This is a genomic window from Sphingomonas abaci (genome assembly GCF_014199625.1).
GTDB classification, from domain to species: Bacteria; Pseudomonadota; Alphaproteobacteria; order Sphingomonadales; family Sphingomonadaceae; genus Sphingomonas; species Sphingomonas abaci.
In genome coordinates this window covers 231,223-247,710 of sequence record NZ_JACHNY010000004.1, presented here as the reverse complement: position 1 = coordinate 247,710, position 16,488 = coordinate 231,223, and the positions used below count along the sequence as shown (strand labels likewise).

General features: G+C 71.9%; 13 protein-coding genes and 1 tRNA gene. 7 read left to right on the top strand and 7 right to left on the bottom strand.

Annotated features, from left to right (window positions below; genetic code table 11):
- Positions 1–146 precede the first annotated feature (146 nt).
- Positions 147–3,095 (bottom strand): TonB-dependent receptor domain-containing protein, encoded by a 2,949-nt coding sequence (locus GGQ96_RS11320; RefSeq protein ID WP_184114659.1) that lies wholly within the window; start codon positions 3,093–3,095, stop codon positions 147–149.
- 272 nt (positions 3,096–3,367) lie between these two features.
- Between GGQ96_RS11320 and GGQ96_RS11315 the strand changes: the two genes are divergently transcribed.
- Together GGQ96_RS11315 and GGQ96_RS11310 are read left to right on the top strand one after the other, a co-directional pair.
- On the top strand, positions 3,368–4,072 hold the full coding sequence (locus tag GGQ96_RS11315) for a DUF2490 domain-containing protein (protein WP_184114657.1): 705 nt from the start codon (positions 3,368–3,370) through the stop codon (positions 4,070–4,072).
- A gap of 142 nt (positions 4,073–4,214) precedes the next feature.
- Complete coding sequence (locus tag GGQ96_RS11310; RefSeq protein ID WP_184114655.1) at positions 4,215–5,720, top strand: tryptophan halogenase family protein; 1,506 nt, start codon at positions 4,215–4,217, stop codon at positions 5,718–5,720.
- A gap of 124 nt (positions 5,721–5,844) precedes the next feature.
- Here GGQ96_RS11310 and GGQ96_RS11305 read toward each other — a convergent pair.
- Positions 5,845–5,918 (bottom strand) — tRNA-Gln (locus tag GGQ96_RS11305).
- 158 nt (positions 5,919–6,076) lie between these two features.
- Here GGQ96_RS11305 and GGQ96_RS11300 point away from each other — a divergent pair.
- Both GGQ96_RS11300 and GGQ96_RS11295 read left to right on the top strand, forming a co-directional pair.
- The gene (locus tag GGQ96_RS11300) at positions 6,077–7,111 is read left to right on the top strand and encodes a Ppx/GppA phosphatase family protein (RefSeq protein ID WP_184114653.1); all 1,035 of its coding nucleotides are present in this window, start codon (positions 6,077–6,079) and stop codon (positions 7,109–7,111) included.
- Complete coding sequence (locus tag GGQ96_RS11295) at positions 7,108–7,809, top strand: RlmE family RNA methyltransferase (RefSeq protein WP_184114651.1); 702 nt, start codon at positions 7,108–7,110, stop codon at positions 7,807–7,809. Before GGQ96_RS11300 ends, GGQ96_RS11295 begins: the two co-directional genes overlap by 4 nt.
- A 213-nt stretch (positions 7,810–8,022) precedes the next feature.
- On the opposite strand, the gene GGQ96_RS11290 is transcribed toward GGQ96_RS11295, so the two are convergent.
- Genes GGQ96_RS11290 through hemC form a run of 3 tightly spaced genes read right to left on the bottom strand, consistent with a single transcriptional unit; the run spans position 8,023 to position 10,535 of the window.
- On the bottom strand, positions 8,023–8,949 hold the full coding sequence (locus tag GGQ96_RS11290; protein WP_184114649.1) for an MICOS complex subunit MIC60: 927 nt from the start codon (positions 8,947–8,949) through the stop codon (positions 8,023–8,025).
- A 33-nt stretch (positions 8,950–8,982) separates the two neighbouring features.
- Positions 8,983–9,627, bottom strand: coding sequence for a uroporphyrinogen-III synthase (locus GGQ96_RS11285; protein ID WP_184114647.1), 645 nt, complete (start codon positions 9,625–9,627; stop codon positions 8,983–8,985).
- Positions 9,624–10,535: a hydroxymethylbilane synthase gene (hemC, locus tag GGQ96_RS11280; protein WP_184114645.1), complete on the bottom strand. Its 912-nt coding sequence runs from the start codon at positions 10,533–10,535 to the stop codon at positions 9,624–9,626. Before hemC ends, GGQ96_RS11285 begins: the two co-directional genes overlap by 4 nt.
- 287 nt (positions 10,536–10,822) lie before the next feature.
- On the opposite strand from hemC, the gene tsaD reads away from it, so the two are divergent.
- Positions 10,823–11,848 carry a tRNA (adenosine(37)-N6)-threonylcarbamoyltransferase complex transferase subunit TsaD gene (tsaD, locus tag GGQ96_RS11275; protein ID WP_184114643.1) on the top strand — a complete coding sequence of 342 codons (1,026 nt, stop codon included), beginning with the start codon at positions 10,823–10,825 and terminating at the stop codon, positions 11,846–11,848.
- Positions 11,845–12,822, top strand: coding sequence for an NAD(P)H-dependent glycerol-3-phosphate dehydrogenase (locus GGQ96_RS11270; RefSeq protein WP_184114641.1), 978 nt, complete (start codon positions 11,845–11,847; stop codon positions 12,820–12,822). The genes tsaD and GGQ96_RS11270 overlap by 4 nt, the downstream gene beginning before the upstream one ends.
- A 161-nt stretch (positions 12,823–12,983) precedes the next feature.
- Here GGQ96_RS11270 and GGQ96_RS11265 read toward each other — a convergent pair whose 3' ends face one another.
- Positions 12,984–14,831, bottom strand: coding sequence for an AsmA family protein (locus GGQ96_RS11265; protein WP_184114639.1), 1,848 nt, complete (start codon positions 14,829–14,831; stop codon positions 12,984–12,986).
- A gap of 56 nt (positions 14,832–14,887) precedes the next feature.
- Entirely contained in the window at positions 14,888–15,049 is a 162-nt protein-coding gene (locus GGQ96_RS11260; protein WP_184114637.1) for a DUF1674 domain-containing protein, read from the bottom strand.
- Between the two features lie 101 nt (positions 15,050–15,150).
- Here GGQ96_RS11260 and GGQ96_RS11255 point away from each other — a divergent pair, with 101 nt between their 5' ends.
- Positions 15,151–16,482, top strand: a complete 1,332-nt coding sequence (locus GGQ96_RS11255) for an RsmB/NOP family class I SAM-dependent RNA methyltransferase (protein WP_184114635.1) — start codon at positions 15,151–15,153, stop codon at positions 16,480–16,482.
- The last annotated feature ends 6 nt before the right edge of the window (positions 16,483–16,488 follow it).

The window sequence follows — 16,488 nt, the reverse complement described above, 5'->3', positions numbered from 1 at the left end:
CGCGCCCTGATACAAGCGCTTACGCGCAAGGGGTAGCGCTGGCGGGCATTCGCTGCAATCGATCGCAGCGCGCCGCCGGCGCACAAGAAAAAAGGGGGCGGACGGTTGCCCGTCCACCCCCCGATGAGGCGCTGCCGAAGGCTTGCTTAGAAGCGGACCTGCGCGCCGAAGTAGAAGCGACGGCCGATCGGATCGTAGATGTCGGCGGCGGTCGTCGTGCCGGTGATGTTGCCGTAGAACACGGTGTCCTCCAGCTTCGGCGGCTTGCGGTCGAACAGATTGTTGACGCCGACGAACCAGTCCATGTGCTCGCCCGCCCGCGCCCGCAGCTGCACGTCGTGATAGACGCGCGAACCGATCTCGTTGTGCGCGGCGATCTCCGGATCGAGATCGGCGGCGAACTCGGCGAATTCCTCACGCACCGTGTCGACCATCGGGCTGAGATAGGTGACGGTCCAGTTCAGGCTGAACGGTCCGGCCGCATAGGTGGCGGTGGCGTTCACCTTGTCGCGGAACACGCCGCCAAACTCCAGATTGCCCACGCCGCTGGTGACCGGCGCCGACGGATCGGACTGCGACTTGTACGAGATGGTGTGCGTGTACAGGACGCTGAAGTCCAGCCGGTCGTCGTCCATCAGGCCGAGCGCGCGACCATAGCGCAGGTTGACGTCGATGCCGCTGGTCTTGGTGTCGGCGATGTTGACGTTCTGCGCGTTCACCGTGCGGATGAAGCCGGTGTTCGGGTTGCGGATGACGTTGTTGCAGAACTGCGGCAGGGCGGTCAGCAGGCACTGCTGGATCGACGTCGAGCGGGGCACGATGCCGATGGCATTGTCCAGCTTGATGTTGAAATAGTCGACCGTCAGGCTGAGCCCGCGCACCTGATCGGGCGCGATCACCGCGCCGAAGGTCAGGGTCTTGCCCTTTTCCTCGGACAGGTTGCGGTTGCCGCCGTCGAAGCCGTTGATGCCCTGGATGTCGGCCAGCGTGTACTGGAAGGTGCCGCCATTGGCGACCGCCGCCGCCACCGCCGGGATCGCGCGGCAGGCCGCCGCATAGGTGCCGGTCGAGGTCGCGGTGGTGCCGTCGCACGGATCGTTGACGCTGGGGAAGGTCTCCGACGCCGAGGAGAACAGCTCGCCGATGTTCGGCGCGCGGTTCGCGACGGCGTAGTTGCCGCGGAAGCGCAGGCCGCGGATCGGCGAATATTCACCGCCGGCGTTCCAGCTGAACACATGGCCGATCGTCGAATAGTCCGAATAGCGCGCCGCGCCCTGGAGGCTGAGCGACTCGACGAAGGGCAGGCCCTTCAGCAGCGGCACGTCGACTTCGCCGAACACTTCCTTGACGTTGAACGAACCGACCGTGTCGGGGGTCTGGTTGCCGGAGTTGAGACCGGCATTGGTCAGCGCGTCCCAGTCCTCGCTGCTCTTCTCGCGGCGATACTCGCCGCCGAACGCGACCTGGAGGTCGCCATAGGGCAGCGCGAACAGCGAGCCGTTGACGCTGGCGTTCGCCACGAACTGCGTGTTCTTGATGTTGACCTGGCGCGGCAATTCCGACCGGACATAGGCCGAGGCGGCCGGGCTGGCGGTGTCGTAGCCGAACAGGTTGATCGGCACGCAGCCCGCCGCGCGCGCCGCCGCGTCGCGGCAGACGATCGAACCGGACGCATCGGTCACCGCGTCGAGCGCCTGGGCGTAGCGCTGGATGTTGATGTCCTGGCTGCTCGTCACTTCCTTGAGCTGGCCGTAGACGGCCGAGGCTTCGTAGCTCCACTTGGGCGCGATGTCGCCGCGCAGGCCGCCGGCGATGCGGAAGGTGTCGCGATCGTTGCGGTTGCTGCGGCTGAACACCTCGTTCTGGCGGCGGCGGAACTGGATCGAGGTCACGTCGTTCGACGCGATCCCGTCGCTGTTGCGGGCGATGATCTGCTGGCGGATCGCCGCCGGGATGAACGGATTGTCGATCGCATAGCCAGCGCCCACGTCGAGCTGCGAATCGAGCGCCAGCGCCTCGATCTGCGAGCTGGACTTGGTCTTGGCGTAGGTGCCCTCCAGGAACAGCGTCGCCGCCGGGCTGAACTCATATTGCGCCGACGCCGCCGCCAGGTAGCGCTCGACCGGCGTCGAGATGCGACGCACCGCGTTCCGGTTGAAGCCATAGCCGGTGGGGAAGCCGGTCACGACCGAATTGTCGGGATTGAAGGTGAACAGGTTGCTGGCATAGCCGCCCGCATTGGTCGACGCGGTGTCCCCGTTGAAGAGCTGGAACCGGCCCTGCGCCGGATAGGAGCTGTAGGACTGCGGGCCGCAGCCGGCCGCCGAGCAATCCTCGGCCGAGATCGCGCGCTTGCGCGAGAGCAGGCCCAAGTCCTTCGAATAGGTGCCGTTGACGATCACCGAGCCGCGATCGTCCGCGCCGAACTTGGTGCCGGCGGTGATGCTGGCGGTGTAGTTGGGATTGTCGCCCTTGTCGGTGATGCCGTACTGCGCGCGGGCGACGACGCCCTGCAGGTCGGTGCGCAGCACATAATTGACGACGCCCGCGATCGCGTCCGACCCGTAGATCGACGATGCGCCGCCGGTGACGACGTCGATCCGCTCGACGAAATCGGCCGGGATGTTGTTGACGTCGACGATCGAGGTGCCGGCGACGCCGGGCACGAAGCGACGGCCGTTGACCAGCACCAGCGTGCGCGAATCGCCCAGGTTGCGCAGGTTGAGCGTCGCGACGCCGTTGCCGGTGGTCAGGAAGTTGCTGTTGGTGCGGCTGAGGCCGGGAATGCCGATCTGCGGCAGCTTCTGGAGCAGGTCCTGCGTGTTGACGATGCCCTGCGACTGGATCTGCTGGGCGTCGATCACCGCGACCGGTGAGGCGGATTCGAGATCCGGGCGGCGGATGCGCGAGCCGGTGACGACGATCGCCTCGCTGTTGCCGGCCTGCTGGGCCTGGTCCTGCGCGGCGGAATCGGTGACGGTGTCGGGGGCCTGGTCCTGGACCTGCGGGGCGGTGGCGGCATCTTGCGCGAACGCCGGGGCGGACAGGATGCCCGCCGCCAGGGCGGTCGCGCTGAGGAGCAGCTTACGGGACAATGCGGTTCCTTCGAATGATAAGGCGTGAAATACCCTTTCCTTTTCAGTCGCATGGACGTGGTTATGGCAATTCCATTGTCGCTTGCGGGACAACATGATTGCCATTTTGAATTGATCCTGACGCAATTGTGCAACACATTGACATAACTGGATAATATATCATGGCGCTGCGGCGTCGGAATTGCGGCGCAAGTGTGGCGGCGTCGACCGGTGGTTGATGTCGCGGGCAAACGCTGACAGGGCGGCGCTTTCCCGCATCGGAGGCGCATGCCGTGACCCCGTTCCCGTCCCGCACCCTGCCGGCCGCCCTGCTCGGCATCCCGGCCCTGTTCTGCCAGCCGGCGGCGGCGCAGACGCAGGACGGGCAGATCTGGTTCCAGGTCAACACGGCGGTGCCGGTGGCCAAGCGGACGCGGGTGACGCTGGAGCAGATCGCACGGGTCAGCGAACGCCAGGACGGGCTCTACCAGTCGGAATTCGGCGTGTTGCTGTCGCGCAAGCTGGTGCGCGGGCTGGAGCTGGGCGTCGGCTATCGCAAGGTCGGCGCGCATAACGGCAGCAGCGGCGGCAACGAGGATCGGCTGCGCCAGCAGCTGGTCGGCAGCTTCGGCCCGATCGCGACCCGGTTCCGCGTCGACGAGCGGTTCAGCACGCAGGCGGGCGGCGTCGGCATCCGCATCCGCCCGCTGATCCGCTACAATTACAAGCTGGGGCCGCCCGGTCTCGCGCTGTTCGCCAGCCACGAGAGCTTCTATCTGCCCAACGCCACCCGCTGGGGACAACGCAGCGGCTATGAGCGGATGCGCAACATCGTCGGCGCGACGCTGCCGATCGGGGGCGAGGCGTCGCTGGATATCGGCTATCTCAACCAATACCGCCCCGGCCGCGGCGGCCGGCCGGGTCAGATGGATCATGCGCTGACCACGCAGCTGACCATCAACCTGCACGATCTGAGCTTCCCGTCGCTCCACGACTGATCCCGGCGTCCGCCATCCGCCAGGGGCTTCCAACCCACGTTAAGGGTCTTTATCGCCATCATCACGGGCCATGGCGGATGACCCGGTGAAAGGGGCAGGCGGCCGGATGCTGCACGATTTGGGCGCGACAATGGACGACGGTATGGTGCATCGGGATGACCCGCACGGACCGCTCCGCTCGATCGTGATCGTCGGCGGCGGCATCGCCGGCTGGATGGCGGCGGCGCAGCTCGCCCGCCAGCTCGAAAGCGTGGCGATCACCGTCGTCGAATCGCCCGACGACCAGGCGGGCGTCCTGAACGAGGCCACGACGCCCGCGATCCGCGCCGGTCTGCGCGGACTGGGCATCACCGAGCAGGAGGTGATCGCCGCCTGCCAGGGCAGCGTCCGGCTCGGCACCGAGTTCGTCGACTGGCGCAGCCCCGGCCGCCGCTTCTTCCACCCCTTCGGCCATTACGGGATGGCGTCGCGCGGCGTCGCCTTCCACCATTATTGGCGCAAGCTGCGCGCCGCGGGCCGGGAGCTGCCGCTCGCCGAGCTGTGCCTGGCGAGCGCGATGGCGCGGTACGACCGCTTCATGCCGCCGAGCGACCGGCCGGAACAGGATCTGCTGGCCTTCGACTGGGGGCTGCATCTGGAGGCCGGGCTGTTCGCCCGCGTCCTGATGCGCCGGGCGACCGCGCAGGGCGTGGTGCAGGTCGATGCCGCCGTCAGCCAGGTTCGCGTCGAACGGGGCCTGGTCCGCGCGGTCGACACGTCGTGCGGCCGGACCATCGCCGGCGATCTGTTCCTCGACTGCACCGGTCCGCGCGCGCTGCTGCTCGGCCGCGCGCTGGAGACGGCGTTCGAGGACTGGAGCAACCTGCTGCCCTGCGACCGGGTGGTGACGATCCCCTGCGCCCGCACCGGGCCGCTCCATCCCTATACGCGCAGCACCGCCCGGCCGGCGGGCTGGCAGTGGCGCATCCCGCTTCGGCACCGGATCGGCAACGGCCTTGTCTATGCCAGCCGGCACCTGTCCGACGATGCGGCGGCGGCGGCGCTGACCGGCTGGCTGGAGGGCGAGCCGCTGGCCGAGCCGCAGCTGCTGCGCGTTCGCGCCGGACGCCGGTCCCGGGCCTGGGTGGGCAATTGCGTCGCGCTGGGGGCGGCGGCGGGCTTTCTGGAGCCGCTGGAATGGACGGGCCTGGCGCTGGTCCAGAGCGGGATCGAGCGGCTGGTGTCGCTGCTTCCCGACCGAATGAGCGCGCCGGCGCTGGCGGACGAGTATAACCGCCTCACCGCGTTGGAGCAGGAGCGGGTCCGCGACTTCCTGCTGCTGCATTATGCCGCCAACGCGCGTCATGGCGAGGCCTTCTGGGACGAGCGCCGCGACACCGCGCTGCCGCCGCTGCTCGCCCACAAGCTGCGCCTGTTCCGCGCGCGTGGCCATCTGGTCCGCCATGACGGCGAGGTGTTCGGGGATTCGAGCTGGCTCTCCCTCTATGCCGGCCTCGGCGTCGAGGCGGCGGCGCACGACCCGCTGGCCGACCATTTCTCGGTCGAGGACATCGAGGCGGCCGTGACACGGATGAAGGCGTCGATCGCCGATGCGATGGCGCTCGCCGAGCCGCACGAGACGGTCCTGGCGCGGATGACGCGGGACTGACCGGAGGGCGCGGGAACAGGGGCTGGCGTGCGATGCGGCCCCGCCAGCACCCGGGGCGCGGTCGGGTGCGCCGCAGGACGGCGTAACGCGCCCACGATCCGAACAGCAGCGATGAGAGAAGTCCTGGATGCCCCGTGAGGATTCGAACCTCAATTGACGGAGTCAGAGTCCGTAGTCTTACCTTTAGACGACGGGGCAACCGGAGGCGGCCATCTAGGCGGTGGTGGCGAGCCTGTCAACAGGGCTTGTGAGCGAGGCTTGTGAGCGCGGGCGCGCATCGCTACGTTGCACGGCAAGCACCGAGCGGTCGGCGACGATCGTGACGGCAGAACACGAACACGAAAGTAACACGGCTCATGGGGAATTTCGCCCGACAGCCGTACCGGCAGGCGCGTCCTGCCCGTCCGGCGCCGACCCGGCCGCCCCGCGGTCGCTGGGCGGACGCGCAGGCCTATGCCGCGCTCGATCTCGGCACCAACAATTGCCGCCTGCTGATCGCGCGGCCGCAGGGCGGCGGGTTCGCCGTCGTCGACGCCTTCTCGCGAATCGTCCGGCTGGGCGAAGGGCTCGCCGCCAGCGGCCGGCTGAGCGACGCGGCGATCGACCGCACCATCGCCGCGCTGCGCGTCTGCGCCGACAAGCTGAAGCGCCGCAACGTCGTCCTCGCCCGCTCGGTCGCGACCGAGGCGTGCCGGCGCGCGATCAACGGCACCGACTTCATCGAGCGCGCCCATGCCGAGACCGGCATCCGGCTCGACATCATCTCCGCCGAAGAGGAGGCGCGGCTGGCGGTGCTGGGCTGCCACGCGCTGATCGAGCCCGGCGCCGACCCGGCGCTGGTGTTCGACATCGGCGGCGGATCGACGGAACTGGTGCTGGTCGACACGCAAGGGGCCGTGCCGCGCGTGCTCGACTGGCATTCCATGCCCTGGGGCGTGGTGTCGCTGACGGAGAGCGCGGGCGGCAGCGACGATGCCGAGGGGCGGGCGGCGGCCTATGCGCGGATGCGGACGCTGGCGGCGGCGGGGATGGCGCGGTTCGCCGCGCGCCTGCCGCAGGTCGAACGACCGCGCCTGCTCGGCACCAGCGGCACGGTGACGACGCTGGGCAGCGTCCATCTCGGGCTCAGCCATTACGACCGCAACACCGTCGACGGGCTGATCGCCCCGGCGGCGGCGATGCGCGCGATCAGTCGGTCGATCGCCGCCAAGTCGCTGGCCGAACGCGCCCAGATCCCCTGTATCGGCACCGAACGCGCCGATCTGGTGGTGGCGGGCTGCGCGATCCTCGAAACGATCCTCGACCTGTGGCCCGCCGAGCGGCTAGGCATCGCCGACCGGGGGATCCGCGAGGGCATCCTCCGCCGATTGATGGGGGAGACGACACCATGAGCCGCGGAGGTACGGGCGGGCGCCAGCGGGTGCGCACCGCGCGCGGGCGCACGGCGGCGTCGACGCGCTGGCTGGAGCGCCAGTTGAACGACCCTTATGTGCGCCGCGCCAAGGCGGAGGGCTATCGCAGCCGCGCCGCCTACAAGCTGCTGGAGCTGGACGAGCGATTCGGGCTGTTGAAGGGCGCGAAGCGGGTCGTCGACCTCGGCATCGCGCCGGGCGGCTGGACCCAGGTGGTGCGTCGCCGTGCGCCGGGCGCGCGGGTGGTCGGCATCGACCTGCTGCCGGTCGACCCGATCGATGAGGTGACGATCTTCCAGATGGACTTCATGGCCGACGCGGCGCCAGCCGCGCTGATGGAGGCGCTGGGCGGCGCGCCCGACCTGGTGCTGTCGGACATGGCGGCGAACACGGTCGGGCATGCGCAGACCGACGCGCTGCGGACCATGGCGCTGGTCGAGACCGCGCATCTGTTCGCCTGCGACGTGCTGCGCCCCGGCGGGGCGTTCGTCGCCAAGGTATTCGCGGGCGGGGCCGATTCGGCGTTGGTCGCCGAGATGAAGCGCAACTTCGCCACCGTGAAGCACGCCAAGCCGCCCGCCAGCCGCAAGGGTTCGGTGGAATGGTTCGTGATCGCGCAAGGCTTCAAGGGGCGCGCGGCGGCGAGCGCGGGCGAGGCGGAGACGGCGGAGGACTGAGGCGAGCGGCCGGGGCGGTGGCTCCGCGCCGTCTCCGGGTTGAGGCCATCCGCCGGGCGTAGGGGCCTAGCGCCCGGATTGCCTCCTGTCTGGGACGAGGGCGGACCATCGGCCCGATGAAGCGGTGCGGCCGCTGGCGAGCGCCAGTACGATGGCAGGACCGGTGACCCGTCGAGGCTCGCGCCCGCTTCGTTCAGGGGGAGGAAAGTGGTGCTACGACGTGACCGTGCTGGTCACCGGTCCGTCCGTCGACGGGGCGTCGTCGCCCTGCGGCGTGGTCAACGTCCTGGGGGCCGGCTGCGGTCCTTGCGCCTGGCCCAGGATCGCGGCCGTCTCCAGCACGTCGAGCGCCTGGTGGACGAGCAGGTAACGCTGCGCCGCCGTCATCCAGCCGCCGGCCGCGTCCGCCCCGGGCAGGCGCGCGATCTCGGCGCGGGCGGCATCGACCCGGCCGTCCGCAAGCAGGCCGCGCGCCCGTGCGATCCGGTCGGCCGGTCGGGTCGAGGGCGCGTTCTCCGGCCGGAGCACGACCAGGCTGCCTAGCTCGCGGCGCAGATCGTGCCACCAGCCGTCGCTGGCCGGCGCGGCGAGCGAGGGGGCGAGCGAATCCAGCCCCTGGCGCAGATCCTCGATCGTCACCGGCGCGTGCGCCGCCTGGATCACCACCGCGACGGCGCGCGGCTGCGCCTGGCCGAAACGGGTGCGGAGCTGTTCCTCGAGATAGCCGAGCGGCGCGCCGCGATCGATCGCGCGGCGCGCGGCGAAGGCGACCATCAGCCCCTCGGCCCGCGTCGCCTGCGCGCCCGCCGCGGCGGCATCGGTCGAGACGGCGGCGGCGCGCGCCTCCAACGCCGAGAGCTGCGCGGCGAGCGCGACCTCGCGCGTCACCAGCGTCGCGGGGTCGACCGCGGGTGCGCCGGTGACGCCGACCGGCGGGGTGGGCTGGTAGTGGCTGGCGGCCGCCTCGCCCCGTGCCGCGGCCGCGGCGATGCTGGCCTTCTCGGCGAACAGGCTGGTGGTGCGCGCCAGATAGGCGACGGCGGCGGCGCCACCGGCAAAGGCGATCACGACCAGCACGAGCGCCAGCCAAAGGCGCGATTTACGCGATCGCGGCGGATCGGTGGGCGCGTAGCTGCTCATCGCCTGCCTCTATCCCCGCGACGGGCCATGCGGTCAATCGGCAAGCGCGCGTGCCGCCGCCAGCAACGCGTCCTCTTCCGGTACGGCGACCGCCAGCGCATGGTCCCAGCCGGACCCGGCCGCAGCCAGGATCGCCGGGCTGAGCGCCGCGAGACGCAGGCTGGCGCGGTCCACGACGCCCGCCGCCAGCGCCCGCGCCGCCCGAGGCGAATGGAGGAGCGCGACACTGCCCGAAAGCGCCGCCCATGCCGCGGCGGCCACTGGCAGCGGATCGGCGGCGTAGACGGTGATCGCGGTGACGCCCGGCACCGCCTGCCGCTCGCGCCCGGCGAGATGCAGCAGACGGCGGTCGCCGCGGTCCCCGACCAGCGCCGCCACGCCGCCCGTGCCGGTCCGCGCCACGCGCAGGCCCGCCGCGCGCGCCGCCGCCGCCGTCGCCGATCCGACCGCCCAGACCGGCAGCCGGGCGAGCGGCGTGGCGGCGATGCCGGCATGACGGACGGCATTGGCGCTGGTCAGCAGCAGCGCGTCGAAGCCGGTGGGGTCGGGCGCCGTCCAGGCGACCGGCGCGACCGCGAACAACGGTTGGCGGATCACCGCCAGGCCCAGCGCGGCCAGCCGGTCGGCGGTGCGTCCATTGCCCGGTTCGGGGCGGAGCACCGCGATCGGCCGCGTCACGCCGCGAACAGGCGGCGGACGGGATCGGGCGCGCGCGCCAACAGGTCGGCGGCGAGGCGGTCCCCCAACGGCTCGCCGACCGCGCCCTCCACCGCGCCCTCGACCCAATGCGCCCCGTCCTCCGACAGCAGTTCGCCGCGCAGCGACAGCGTCTCGCCGGCCAGGCTCGCCAGCGCCGCGACGGGCGAATGGCAATCGGCGCGGAGCGCGGCGAGCAGCGCACGCTCGGCGGCGACGCAGACATGGGTGGGGGCATCGTCGATCGCCGCCAGCCGGACCAGCGCGGTCGAATCGTCGCGCCGCACCTCGATCCCGACCGCGCCTTGGGCGGGCGCGGGGAGCATCAGGTCGGTCGGCACCGCCGCACCGACCTGCGCGCGGCCCAGCCGGTCGAGCCCGGCAGCGGCGAGCAGCGTCGCATCGACCTCGCCCGCCGCCAGCTTGGCCAGCCGGGTCTCGACATTGCCGCGCAGCAACACCACCGTCAGGTCCGGCCGGTGCCGCAGCATCTGCGCGCGGCGGCGCGGGCTGCTGGTGCCCAGCGTCGCACCGGCGGGCAGGTCGGCCGGCGTCGCCGCGCCGATCAGCCGGTCGCGCACGTCGGCGCGGGGCAGCATCGCGGCGATCGCGATCGTCGCCGGGCGCACCGTCTCGACATCCTTCATCGAATGGACCGCCGCGTCGATCTCGCCGGCGAGCAGCGCGCGGTCGAGTTCCTTGGTCCACAGGGCCTTGCCGCCGATCTCGGCAAGCGCGCGGTCCTGCACCCGGTCGCCGGTGGTGCGGATCACCACCAGGTCCACCTGGTCGCGCGACCAGCCATGCGCGGCGCACAGCGCATCGCGCACCATGTTCGCCTGGGTGAGCGCCAGCGGCGAACCGCGCGTGCCGAGCCGGAACCGGATCATGCCACGCGCCTAGCCGCTGGGCCGGCATCGCCGCAAGGGGGGCGGGAGGCTCTGCGACGTTCCCAGCGTCACCAAGTACACGCGCCACCCCGGCGAAGGCCGGGATCCGGTTGGCGGACGCTGATGATGGAGCGCAGCGTTCCTTCACAACAGCCTTGGCAACGGGGCCCCGGCCTTCGCCGGGGTAGAGCCTTATGATATGCGATGGTCCTGACGCTCGCCGAAGATGGACCCAGGCCAAAGCCCGGCGTTTCCCCTTCGCCGCGAATGGTTCTACAGGGGGAGCCATGCTGATCCTTGGCCTTGAATCCTCCTGCGACGAGACGGCGGCGGCGCTGGTCACCGGCGACCGCCGCGTACTGGCGCATCGCCTTGCCGGGCAGGAGGCGGCGCACGCCCCTTATGGCGGCGTCGTTCCGGAAATCGCCGCACGCGCGCATGTCGAGGCGCTGGAGCCGCTGATCGCGGCGGCGCTGGATGATGCCGGCGTTTCACTGAACCAGGTCGATGCGATCGCCGCCACCGCCGGGCCCGGTTTGATCGGCGGGGTGATGGTCGGGCTGGTGACCGGCAAGGCGCTGGCGCATGCCACGGGCAAGCCGCTGGTCGCGGTCAACCATTTGGAGGGCCACGCGCTCAGCCCGCGCCTGTCCGATCCCGACCTGGCCTTTCCCTATCTGCTGCTGCTGGTGTCGGGCGGCCATTGCCAGTTGCTGCTGGTCGCGGGGGTCGGCCGCTACACAAGGCTGGCGACGACGATCGACGACGCGGCGGGCGAGGCGTTCGACAAGACCGCCAAGCTGCTGAAGCTGGGCTTTCCCGGCGGCCCGGCGGTGGAGCGGGCGGCGCGGCTGGGCAATCCGAAGGCGGTGCCGCTGCCGCGGCCGCTGAAGGGCGCGGCCGAGCCGCATTTCTCCTTTGCCGGCCTGAAAAGCGCGGTGGCGCGCGCGGTCGGGCAGTATCCGGCGGAGGATTTGGCTGCGTCGTTCCAGGCGGCGGTGGTCGATTGCCTGGTCGACCGCACCACCCGCGCGCTCCATGCCGCGCCGGAGGCCAAGACCCTGGTGGTGGCGGGCGGCGTCGCCGCGAACGGGGCGGTGCGCGGCGCGCTGGAGGCGCTGGCGACGGCGCATGGCCGCCGCTTCGTCGCGCCCCCGCTGTGGCTGTGCACCGACAATGCGGCGATGATCGCCTGGGCGGGGGCGGAGCGGTTCGCGGCGGGCCTGACCGATCCGCTCGACCTGCCGGCGCGGCCGCGCTGGCCGCTCGACCCGGCGGCGGAGGCGGTGCGCGGCGCGGGAGTGAAGGCATGAGGATCGGGGTGATCGGCGGCGGCGCCTGGGGCACCGCGCTGGCGCAGGTGGCGGCGCATGGCGGGCGCGAGGTGCTGCTCTGGGCGCGCGAGCCGGAGGTGGTGGACAGCGTCACCGCCGAGCGGCGCAACCATCTGTTCCTGCCTGGCATCGACCTGTCCCCGACGATCCGGGCGACGGCCGCGCTCACCGACCTGGCCGCCACCGACGCGCTGCTGGTGGTCGCGCCGGCGCAGCATGTCGGCGCGGTGCTCGCCGCGACGCCGGTCGGCCGCCGACCACTGGTGCTGTGCGCCAAGGGGATCGAGGCGGGCAGCCGGCGGCTGGTCGGCGAGGTGGCGCGCGCCGTCCATCCGGATGCGCCGATCGCGGTGCTGTCCGGCCCGACCTTCGCGCACGAGGTCGCACGCGGCCTGCCGACGGCGGTGACGCTGGCGTGCGAGGACGAGGGCCTGCGCGCGGCCCTGTCCGAACGGATCGCCGCGCCGCATTTCCGCCCCTATGGCTCCAGCGACGTGACCGGCGCGGAGATCGGCGGCGCGGTGAAGAACGTGCTCGCGATCGGCTGCGGCGTGGTCGAGGGCGCGGGGCTGGGCCAGAACGCCCGCGCGGCGCTGATCGCGCGCGGTTTTGCGGAGATGACCCGCTTCGGCCTGGCGCGCGGCGCGCGGGCGGAGACTCTGGCCGGCCTGTCGGGGCTGGGCGACCTGGTGCTGACCTGTTCGTCGACCAGCAGCCGCAACTTCTCGCTGGGCGTGGGGCTGGGGCGCGGCGAGCCGGCCGCGTCGCTGCTCGCGGACCGGCGGACGGTGGCGGAGGGCGCCTTCACCGCGCCGGTGCTGGCCCAGGCGGCGCGCGAGGCGGGCGTCGACATGCCGGTGACCGACGCCGTCTGTCGCCTGCTGGGCGGCGCCAGCGCGACCGAGGTCGTCGGCGCACTGCTCGCCCGACCGCTGCGCGACGAAGGAGTCTGACGACGCGGCCCCGCCGCCGCCGCGCTTGACATGTGACATTCCTCTGCCTCCCCCGATAAGAGGCTCACGCGAAGGGGCTAACAGAGGGGGCGGGGGCGGCCGGATCAGCGTAGGATCTCGGCCTCTGGAGACTGGGGTCCCTGGCGCGGTCGGGCTGCGGCTCAGCGCAGCGCCCGCGCCGACAGGCCGGCGCAGTCGGCGTCCGTGGCGGTCGGGCCGCTATGCCCGGTGATCTTGCGGCCGATCGCCTTCAGGATGTTGCCGGCGGAGCGGACCTCGGGCGGGACCGAGAGCTGGGGGCTCTGGATGGTGCCGCGCAGATAGGCCTGGCCCGGGATGCGGAGCAGCGCCGATCCCTTGGGCGCGCCGTGCAGAGTCAGCGTCAGCCGTTCGTCGGGAAAGTGGATCGTGCCTTGCCCACGCAACTGGCTGACCGCGGTGTCGATCACCAGCGGGTCGGGCCGGGCCACGCCGTCCCGCACCGCCAGACGCGTGACGAGGCACCGCAGCGCGCTGTGGTCGTCGCTGCCCGCCAGCAGCGCGCGACCCGCGTCGAAGCCGAGCGCGGCGGCATAGCGCGCCGGCAACTGGCCCTGACGCACGGTGAAGCCGATCGTGCCGCTCGACCGCCCCACCGCCGCGCGGATCGTCTCGCCCGTGCCGGTCAGCCGGACCCGCGCCGCCAGCTTGCCGGTGAAGTCGCCGCCCGCCGCGAACGCGCCGACCTCGCCGCCCGCCAGTCGCAGGTCGAGCGTCAGCGTCGGCGCGGGCTGGCCGCGCCGCTGGTCGACCACCGCGCGGCCGGTGATCCGCCCCTGCGCCAGGTCGAGCCGGAGCGGCGCCAGCGTCAGCAGCCGGTGGTCGAGCGTCAGCACCCCCGCCAGCCCCTCGACGGGCGGCGAGGAACTGCCGATGATCCGCCCGACCTTGAAAGCGAGGCGGCCATCGGTCGAATCGATCTTGCCGATGTCGATCCGGGTATCGGGCACCAGCCGCGGGCCGATCCGCGCCGCCAGCGCGGCTGCTTCCGCCCGCCCCTTCGCGGAGGTCAGGTCGTTGAAGTCGAATGCCCGGCTGGTGAAGGCGCCGTCGATCTTCGAGCGGCCCTCCACCTTGTCGACGGTGACATGGCCGGTCAGGTCGGACCGGCCGATCGTGCCGGTCAGGCCGGTGACGGCCCAGCGATTGGGATCGTGGCGCACGCGGGCCTTCAGCGTGACGGGGCGGGTGTGGAACAGGCCGGCCTCGATCACCGTGTCGATCCGCTTCAGGTCGTCGCCGCGCGCGGTCACATCGATCGTCATCCGCGCCGGATCGAGCGGCCGGTCCATTCGGCCCCGCGCGGACATTGACAGCCGGTCGCCCGCGATCCGCGCGGTGAAGGGCCAGGGCCGGCCGCTGCTCGGCGCGGGGCCGGCGAACGCCAGCCGGACCGGCGCGCCCGCCACCGTGCCGGTGCCCTCGGCGCGGAGGCCGGTGTTCGGATCGGCCGTCAGGTTCAATAGAGCCGAGCGGTCGCGCTTGGCATCGGCATAGCGGATCACCGCGTCACGCACGGTCAATGTGCCGAGATCGGTATCGGCATTGCCTTCGCCCGCGTCGCCCCTGTCGTCGGGGGATTGCCAGTTGGTGCGCCCGGCCTTGTCGCGCGCGAAGGACAGGTGGACGCCGCTGGCGACGATATCCTGCGGGCGGACGCCGCCCTTGAGAAGCGACCAGATCGGCAGGCGGAACTGGAGGCGGTCGATCCTTACGAAATCGCCGGGACCTGCCCAGTCCGCCTGGGGGATGCGCAGGTCGCGAACCGCGATGACGGGGCGGAAGCCGAAATAGTCGGTCCGCTCGACCGAGCCGATCGTCACCGGCCGGCCGAAGCGCTGGCTCGCTTCGCGCTCGACCAGCGGTCGCAGCCAGCCCCAGGGAAAGGCGGCGACCAGCAGCAACAACAGAAGAAGCAGGCCGATCAGCGCCGCAGCGACGATCCGGCGTCGCCGCCCAATATGATCCATGTCAGGCTCGACGCGCGAGCTAGGCCGATCGTTCCGCTTGCGTCAGGAGTGTGGACTTAAAAATCCACCGCGATTCCCTTGTGTTCCCAATCGCCGTAGCGCACCGGATCGCGCCCTAGCGGATCATCGTCGCGCGCGGGCGCGGGGCGAGGCCGGGGCACCGGCGGGTTGGGCGAGAGATATTCGGGCGGTTTGACGTGGTCGGGACGCTGGCCCATGGCTGGCTCTCTCCTCTACCGGGCGGGATGCCGCCCATATAGGGTCATGCGTCTCCGGGCGCGAGGCCCGCGTCCTTCCAAGAACGGTTGCTTCAACGATCATGCCGAAACCGCCCGCCGCCAGCCCGTCCGCTCCCCGGCGCCAGCCCGATCCGCTGGGCACCGCCACCCGTCGCGCGGCGCTGCGCCTGCTCGATGCGGTGCTGCGCCGGGGTGAGCCGCTCGAATCGGCGCTGGGCCATGCCACGCGCGCGCTGCCCGGCGGACCGGATCGGGGTCTCGCCCATGCCATCGCGGCGGAGACGCTGCGCCGCCTGCCCGATCTCGACACGCTGATCGACAGCGCCACGCGGCAGCGGCTGCCCGACGACGCCAAGGCCCGCTCGGCGCTGCGCATCGCGCTGGCGCAGGTGCTGGGGCTGGGCACGCCGCCGCACGCCGCGATCGCGACGGTGCTGCCGCTGGTCGACGGCGGCCCGCGCAAGCTGGTGCACGGCGTGTTCGGCACGCTGATGCGCCAGGGCGTGACCCTGCCCGAGGTCGCGCGCCTGCCCGATTCGGCGGCGGCGCGCTGGGAGATGCACTGGGGCATGGAGATGGTCGAGGCGGCGGAGGCGGCGATCGCCGCGCCGCCGCCGGTCGATCTGTCGCTGCGCGACGCGGCCGAGACGGCGGTCTGGGCGGAGCGGCTGGAGGGGACCAGCTTCGCGCCCGGCCATGTCCGGCTGGGGCAGGATCATGCGCCGATCCCCGACCTGCCGGGCTTCCGCGAGGGGGCCTGGTGGGTGCAGGACATCGCCGCCTCGCTGCCCGCGCGCCTCATCGGACGCGGGGAGGGCGCGTTGCTCGACCTGTGCGCCGCGCCGGGCGGCAAGACGCTGCAACTCGCCGCCGCCGGCTGGCGGGTGACGGCGGTCGACCAGTCGGAAAGTCGTCTGGCGCGACTTTCGGAGAATCTCGACCGCACCGGCCTGTCCGCCGAGGTGGTCCGCGCCGACCTGCTCGACTGGGCGCCGCCCGCGCCGGCCGACGTGGTGCTGCTCGACGCGCCGTGCAGCGCGACCGGCATCTTCCGCCGCCATCCCGACGTGCTCTACCGTGTCCGCCCCGCGGTGATCGCGGAGATGGCGGAGCTGCAGGGCAAGCTGCTCGCCCGCGCCGCCGACTGGGTGAAGCCGGGCGGCACCCTGGTCTATGCCACCTGCTCGCTGGAGCCGGCGGAGGGCGAGCGGCGGCTGGCCGCGTTCCTGGACTCGCGCACCGATTTCGCGCTGGTCGCGCCCGCGCCGGACGTGCTGCCGGTGGGGGTGGCGGCCGATCCGCGCGGCTGGCTGCGCACCGGTCCGGCGATGCTGGCGGATCGCGGGCGGATGGACGGCTTCTTCATCGCGCAGCTGTCGCGCCCGCTTTCGCCGGGCGAGTCCGCGCGCTAACAGGGC

Coding starts and splice junctions, on each gene's coding strand:
- GGQ96_RS11310 (WP_184114655.1), top strand. CDS start 4,215: ATGGTGCATCGGGATGACCCGCACGGACCGCTCCGCTCGATCGTGATC.
- GGQ96_RS11300 (WP_184114653.1), top strand. CDS start 6,077: ATGGGGAATTTCGCCCGACAGCCGTACCGGCAGGCGCGTCCTGCCCGT.
- GGQ96_RS11295 (WP_184114651.1), top strand. CDS start 7,108: ATGAGCCGCGGAGGTACGGGCGGGCGCCAGCGGGTGCGCACCGCGCGC.
- GGQ96_RS11290 (WP_184114649.1), bottom strand. CDS start 8,949: ATGAGCAGCTACGCGCCCACCGATCCGCCGCGATCGCGTAAATCGCGC.
- hemC (WP_184114645.1), bottom strand. CDS start 10,535: ATGATCCGGTTCCGGCTCGGCACGCGCGGTTCGCCGCTGGCGCTCACC.
- tsaD (WP_184114643.1), top strand. CDS start 10,823: ATGCTGATCCTTGGCCTTGAATCCTCCTGCGACGAGACGGCGGCGGCG.
- GGQ96_RS11270 (WP_184114641.1), top strand. CDS start 11,845: ATGAGGATCGGGGTGATCGGCGGCGGCGCCTGGGGCACCGCGCTGGCG.
- GGQ96_RS11265 (WP_184114639.1), bottom strand. CDS start 14,831: ATGGATCATATTGGGCGGCGACGCCGGATCGTCGCTGCGGCGCTGATC.
- GGQ96_RS11260 (WP_184114637.1), bottom strand. CDS start 15,049: ATGGGCCAGCGTCCCGACCACGTCAAACCGCCCGAATATCTCTCGCCC.
- GGQ96_RS11255 (WP_184114635.1), top strand. CDS start 15,151: ATGCCGAAACCGCCCGCCGCCAGCCCGTCCGCTCCCCGGCGCCAGCCC.